Source organism: Nocardia sp. NPDC051981, from assembly GCF_040680715.1.
Classification (GTDB): domain Bacteria; phylum Actinomycetota; class Actinomycetes; order Mycobacteriales; family Mycobacteriaceae; genus Nocardia.
In genome coordinates this window covers 1-4,376 of sequence record NZ_JBFAXK010000062.1, presented here as the reverse complement: position 1 = coordinate 4,376, position 4,376 = coordinate 1, and the positions used below count along the sequence as shown (strand labels likewise).

Annotated in this window: 5 protein-coding genes; 4 read left to right on the top strand and 1 reads right to left on the bottom strand. The window is 63.1% G+C overall.

Annotated elements, in window-relative coordinates; genetic code table 11:
* The first annotated feature begins 273 nt into the window (after positions 1-273).
* The 3 genes from coaD (at position 274) to AB0L60_RS42280 (ending at position 2,210) form a co-directional block, all read left to right on the top strand.
* Positions 274-753: a pantetheine-phosphate adenylyltransferase gene (gene coaD / locus AB0L60_RS42290; RefSeq protein ID WP_364626568.1), complete on the top strand. Its 480-nt coding sequence runs from the start codon at positions 274-276 to the stop codon at positions 751-753.
* Between the two features lie 250 nt (positions 754-1,003).
* Complete coding sequence (locus AB0L60_RS42285) at positions 1,004-1,513, top strand: hypothetical protein (protein WP_364626566.1); 510 nt, start codon at positions 1,004-1,006, stop codon at positions 1,511-1,513.
* A 526-nt stretch (positions 1,514-2,039) separates the two neighbouring features.
* Positions 2,040-2,210, top strand: coding sequence for a hypothetical protein (locus tag AB0L60_RS42280; RefSeq protein ID WP_364626563.1), 171 nt, complete (start codon positions 2,040-2,042; stop codon positions 2,208-2,210).
* Between the two features lie 300 nt (positions 2,211-2,510).
* Here the strand turns inward: AB0L60_RS42280 and AB0L60_RS42275 are convergent, their stop codons facing one another.
* Positions 2,511-3,242 carry an SDR family NAD(P)-dependent oxidoreductase gene (locus AB0L60_RS42275; protein ID WP_364626561.1) on the bottom strand — a complete coding sequence of 244 codons (732 nt, stop codon included), beginning with the start codon at positions 3,240-3,242 and terminating at the stop codon, positions 2,511-2,513.
* Positions 3,243-4,188: 946 nt separating this feature from the next.
* On the opposite strand from AB0L60_RS42275, the gene AB0L60_RS42270 reads away from it, so the two are divergent.
* Positions 4,189-4,376: hypothetical protein (locus AB0L60_RS42270; protein WP_364626558.1), on the top strand; the 188-nt coding region annotated here is incomplete at its 3' end.

Genomic DNA, 4,376 nt, shown 5'->3' with positions numbered 1-4,376 from the left:
CTGCCCTCTGATCCGGGCTTCGCGGTCATCGGCAGTAGCAGACGTTCCGGGGCGTCGGATCCGCTCTTCCCGTTGATCTTCCGATGCCCCGCGTTAGCCGGTTCGGTCAGCGCGGTATGCGGCAAAATAGGGCGTTGAGGGCCGCGCATCCGGTCGTGGTCGTTTGGGCTCATGGGCAGTGGGACGGCTGATCCTCCGGGGCCCTCACCCGGACAGTTACGACAGCGAAGATAGCGAAGTGATCATGGGCGAATCGGTTGTCCGGCGCGTGGTCTGCCCGGGCCCTTCGACCCGGTGACCAGCGGCCACCTCGATGTCATCGGCCGCGTCGCGACGTTGTTCGACGAGGTGATCGTCGGCGTCGGCAAGAACGTCGGCAAGCGCGCGCTGTTCACCGCCGAGGAGCGGATCGCCATGATCCGCGTGGCCACCGGCGAGTATCCGAACGTTCGTGTCGAGGCCATCGACGGGCTGCTCGTCGACTTCTGCGTGCAGCACGGCGCGCGCGCCATGGTGAAGGGCCTGCGCGCGGTAAGCGACTACGAGTACGAACTCACGATGCCGCAGATGAACCACCGGCTGTCCAACGTGGAGACGCTGTTCGTGGCCACCGATCCGGGGTACAGCCACCTGTCTTCGTCGCTGATCAAAGAGGTCGCGGGGCTCGGCGGCGACCTCTTCGGGCTGGTCCCCGATCATGTCCGCGATCAGCTCACGACGCGACTGGCCGAGCGCAAGGCGAAGTCCGACTGACCGCCTACCGGCTGTCATCGGCGTCATTGAGCATCGTGACCGGGTCGCCACCCTCGAATCAGTACGGCCAGTTGATCTTTGCCTGCACCACGCTGGCCGATTCGGTCAGCGTAGTGCAGGCAGAAGAGTACGTTCAGGCTCGATGGAGGCCTGGCCTTCGGAGGCGCATCTGAGTCCGCGAGGCGCTGTGGCGCTCCTCCAGATCGTTAGCAGCACAAGAAGATCCGGCAGAATCGGATAGGTTGATCATGTGATTACCGCGTTGATTGCCGTCGCTGGGACGTTATTGGGATCCATTGTTACCCACTACTTTCAGCGGGCGTCAGCTCAAAGGACGATCCGGCAGAGCTTCTCGGAACGCCTGCGGCAGGATCGCTTGAATGCATACAACGCGTTTGCGGCCGCAGCGATCGAGTACCGCCATCACCAAATCGAGAGGTGGCATCGGCTGAGACAGGATCCTGATGCAGAGCTGAACACGAGATCGGAAGCCTTTTCCAAGAAGGCAGCACTGAGAACGGAGTTGCTCCGTGTCAAGTTGCTGTCCGACGATATCCGGCCGCATCGACTGGCAGAGCAAGCGATCGAAGCGATTCGAGGGATCCAGCGAAGCGGGGCGGCCGCGAGCGATGCGGACGAACATGAACGACGCTATCTAGCAGCTACGGCGGCGATCGACGCGTTTGTTCAGTACGCGGCCAACGATGTCCAGACCCTGCCCGCTATGGCCGCCAGTGCTGTCGATTCCGTCGACCAGTGATGCTGCAGGATGGAATCGGTAGTTGCGGATGTTCCGCCAGCCTCGGATCGGCACCGCCAGTTGATCTTCCGATGCCTCGCGCTGGCCGGTTCGGTCAGCGCGGTATGCGGCAGAACAGTGCGCTGCGATGCAGCGGATAAACGGTCAGTCGAGCCGTTCTAAACGTGCACTACAGCTGAGGAATTGGCCTAAATCAGCTGTTCAACAGCGGTTTGTGCGGGCTTACACCGTCGTCCGCAACTCGGCAGTAGCGAACGTTCCGCCGGCGTCGGATCGCCACGGCCAGTTGATCTTCCGATGCCCAGCGCTGGCCGGTTTGGTCAGCGCGGTACGCGGCAAAACAGGACATTTGGATTGCCTTACGCGAGGCATCGGCGCATACATAGGCGGGTGGCCCTCGCCGTGACTCTGGCCCACAGCAACGTCCTCGAACCTCCAGCCCGGCTTGGCCTTTGCCGCAATGCGTGCCTCTCTGCACGGGTAACTCCGGGTAGCATGTGGTGAAACGACTATGGAGGGGGACATCATGTCGTCGAACAGTCACCGAGAGCAGGCCGATGATCCACGCGCCCGGTGGCGCCGCCTGCCCGTCGAACCCGCCCAGTACGTCGAGGAGACCCATGTCGACGGGAGTTCGTCGAGCTACACGGTACCCACGGTCGACCCGACCCAGGACTTCATTCGCCTCTACGGCTAGTGATGTGTCAGGCTGCCTTCGGTAGGTAATCCGGGCCGTCGGATTTTCGATCTGACAGCGAAGTCGCGCACGGCCCAGGCGGATTCATCAAGGGATCTCGGGGAGACGATTTCGAATCGCACGACATTCGGCATTACCGTGCACTTCCAGCGGTCGGTCAGTCGCCCGAGATGGCGCCTGCCCGTTGATCTTCCGAGGTGCCGAGCTGGCCGGTTCGGTCAGCGCGGTATGCGGCAATGTAGTGCGTTCGGTGAGCTGGAGTGGGCTGCCCCTTTGATTCTTTCGGCATCACCGTGTCGGCTACCAGGGCACTACGCCGTCGCGGCCGATGAACGAGCCAGAAGTGGCATCGACCTTCAGCATCGCGGCCTCGACCACGGGCTCGGCGCCTTGCACGGCGGTCAGCGGCGCCTGCGCGCGGTTGATGGGCGAGAAGTCGGTCTGCACGAATCCTGGATCGACGGAGAACACCCTGATGTTCGTGTCCGCGAGAACCTTCGACAACGTGATGGTCAGGCTGTTGAGTGCCGCCTTGGAGGCTTGATAGGCGGGCACCACCATATCGGCCGGATCAGCTTGCGCCTGGAGAGTCAGCGATCCCACGAATGACGACACATTGACGATCCGGCCCGAGTCACTGCGCCGAAGCAACGGCAGCAATGCCTCCACCGTATGGAACACCCCGATCACATTGGTCTCCAGCGTCCGCCTCACCGACTCCGGATGCGCATAGTGGCTGGAACTCGGCGCATCCCATTCAGCAGCGATGCCCGCATTGTTCACCAGCACATCCAACCGCCCATGGTCGCGCGCAATGATGGCGGCGAGGCGCTGCACCGACTCGAACGAGGCGACATCGAGCTCCTGCCCCTGCGCGTCGACACCCTGCTCACCCAGCCGCCGCGCCGCGGCCGCCGCCGCCTGCTCCGACCGGCCCGTCACGATGACCGTGTACCCCGACAATCCCAATGCCAGCGCCGTCTCGAACCCGATGCCACGAGTCGAGCCCGTCACCACCGCAACCTCGGCCACATCAATTCCTCTCCGAATGTGCTGTCTCGAAATACCTTCCCTCCGAGGATCGGTGCAAGGACCCCACAGCACCGGCGGAAAAACGACCTGACATTTCGACCGGACCCAGGAACAGCAGATGCCCCGGCCCCGGCCGCAAGGCCGATCGGCCGACCAGATCCGGTTCGCCGAGATCGTCGTCGGAGGCACCTTGCCGTGGACCGGCATTCTCGCGAAGCGCTGCACTCGGCATGAGCGCGCACTGCCGGCAGCCGTGCGGCGCTCTGCCCGTTGATCTTCCGAGGCCCCGCGTTGGCCGGTTCGGTCAGCGCGGTATGCGGCAGAAGAGTGCGTTCACCCGACGCGACCTGGCTTCCGGATGCGGTGCGCAAGTCGGTGCACTGGTCGTTCAGGTTTCGGGGACCTTCAGCCAGAACAGTGCCCCGAAAAATAGGGGCACATGATTTGAAATGCGAATACTTCACAATCTGTAGCCTCGGGAACCTCTGCACCTACCTAGTTGGGGGACTCACAGTGTCCAAATTCGACACTCGAACGAAGCTTCGCGGATCACTCGCCGCCGCGGTGCTCATCGCCGGACTGGCCGCAGCCAAAGGCGCAGCCGTCGCTGCTGCACCCATCGGTGGCGGCCAACCGTTCCCAGGCGGGTCTTCGAGCCAGCTCGCGACGGGGTCGGCGGCACCACTATGGACCTCGCCCGTGACGGGCCCGATCCTCAATGCCCTCTTTGGATGCCCTAGTCTTGTTTTCCCCTGGGAGGCCTGCGGTGTCGCGTCCGGATAGGCGAAATCCCCGCTGAGACTTGGGATTCCAAGCCGTTTCGCCGACACCGGCACCTCCCGCAGCACAGGATCCTGCGGGAGGTCCAACGCACATTCCGACGAGGACCCCAACGGTGGATTACACTCGTATCTTCACGATTGCGATACCCGCATATCTTGTCCTCGTGACCGCCGAATGGATTTCCTGGCGTCGCATCGCGGGTAGGGACCGCACGAACGGATTCCACGGCCCCGACACCATCAACAGCCTGGTGATAGGCATCGCGAGCAAAGCGACTGCCCCGTTGGAGAACCTGCTCGTCCCGTTCTCGTTCGTCCTTCTCGCCGCCGCGTTGACCCCGATTCACCTGCC

Coding starts and splice junctions, on each gene's coding strand:
- AB0L60_RS42280 (WP_364626563.1), top strand. CDS start 2,040: ATGTCGTCGAACAGTCACCGAGAGCAGGCCGATGATCCACGCGCCCGG.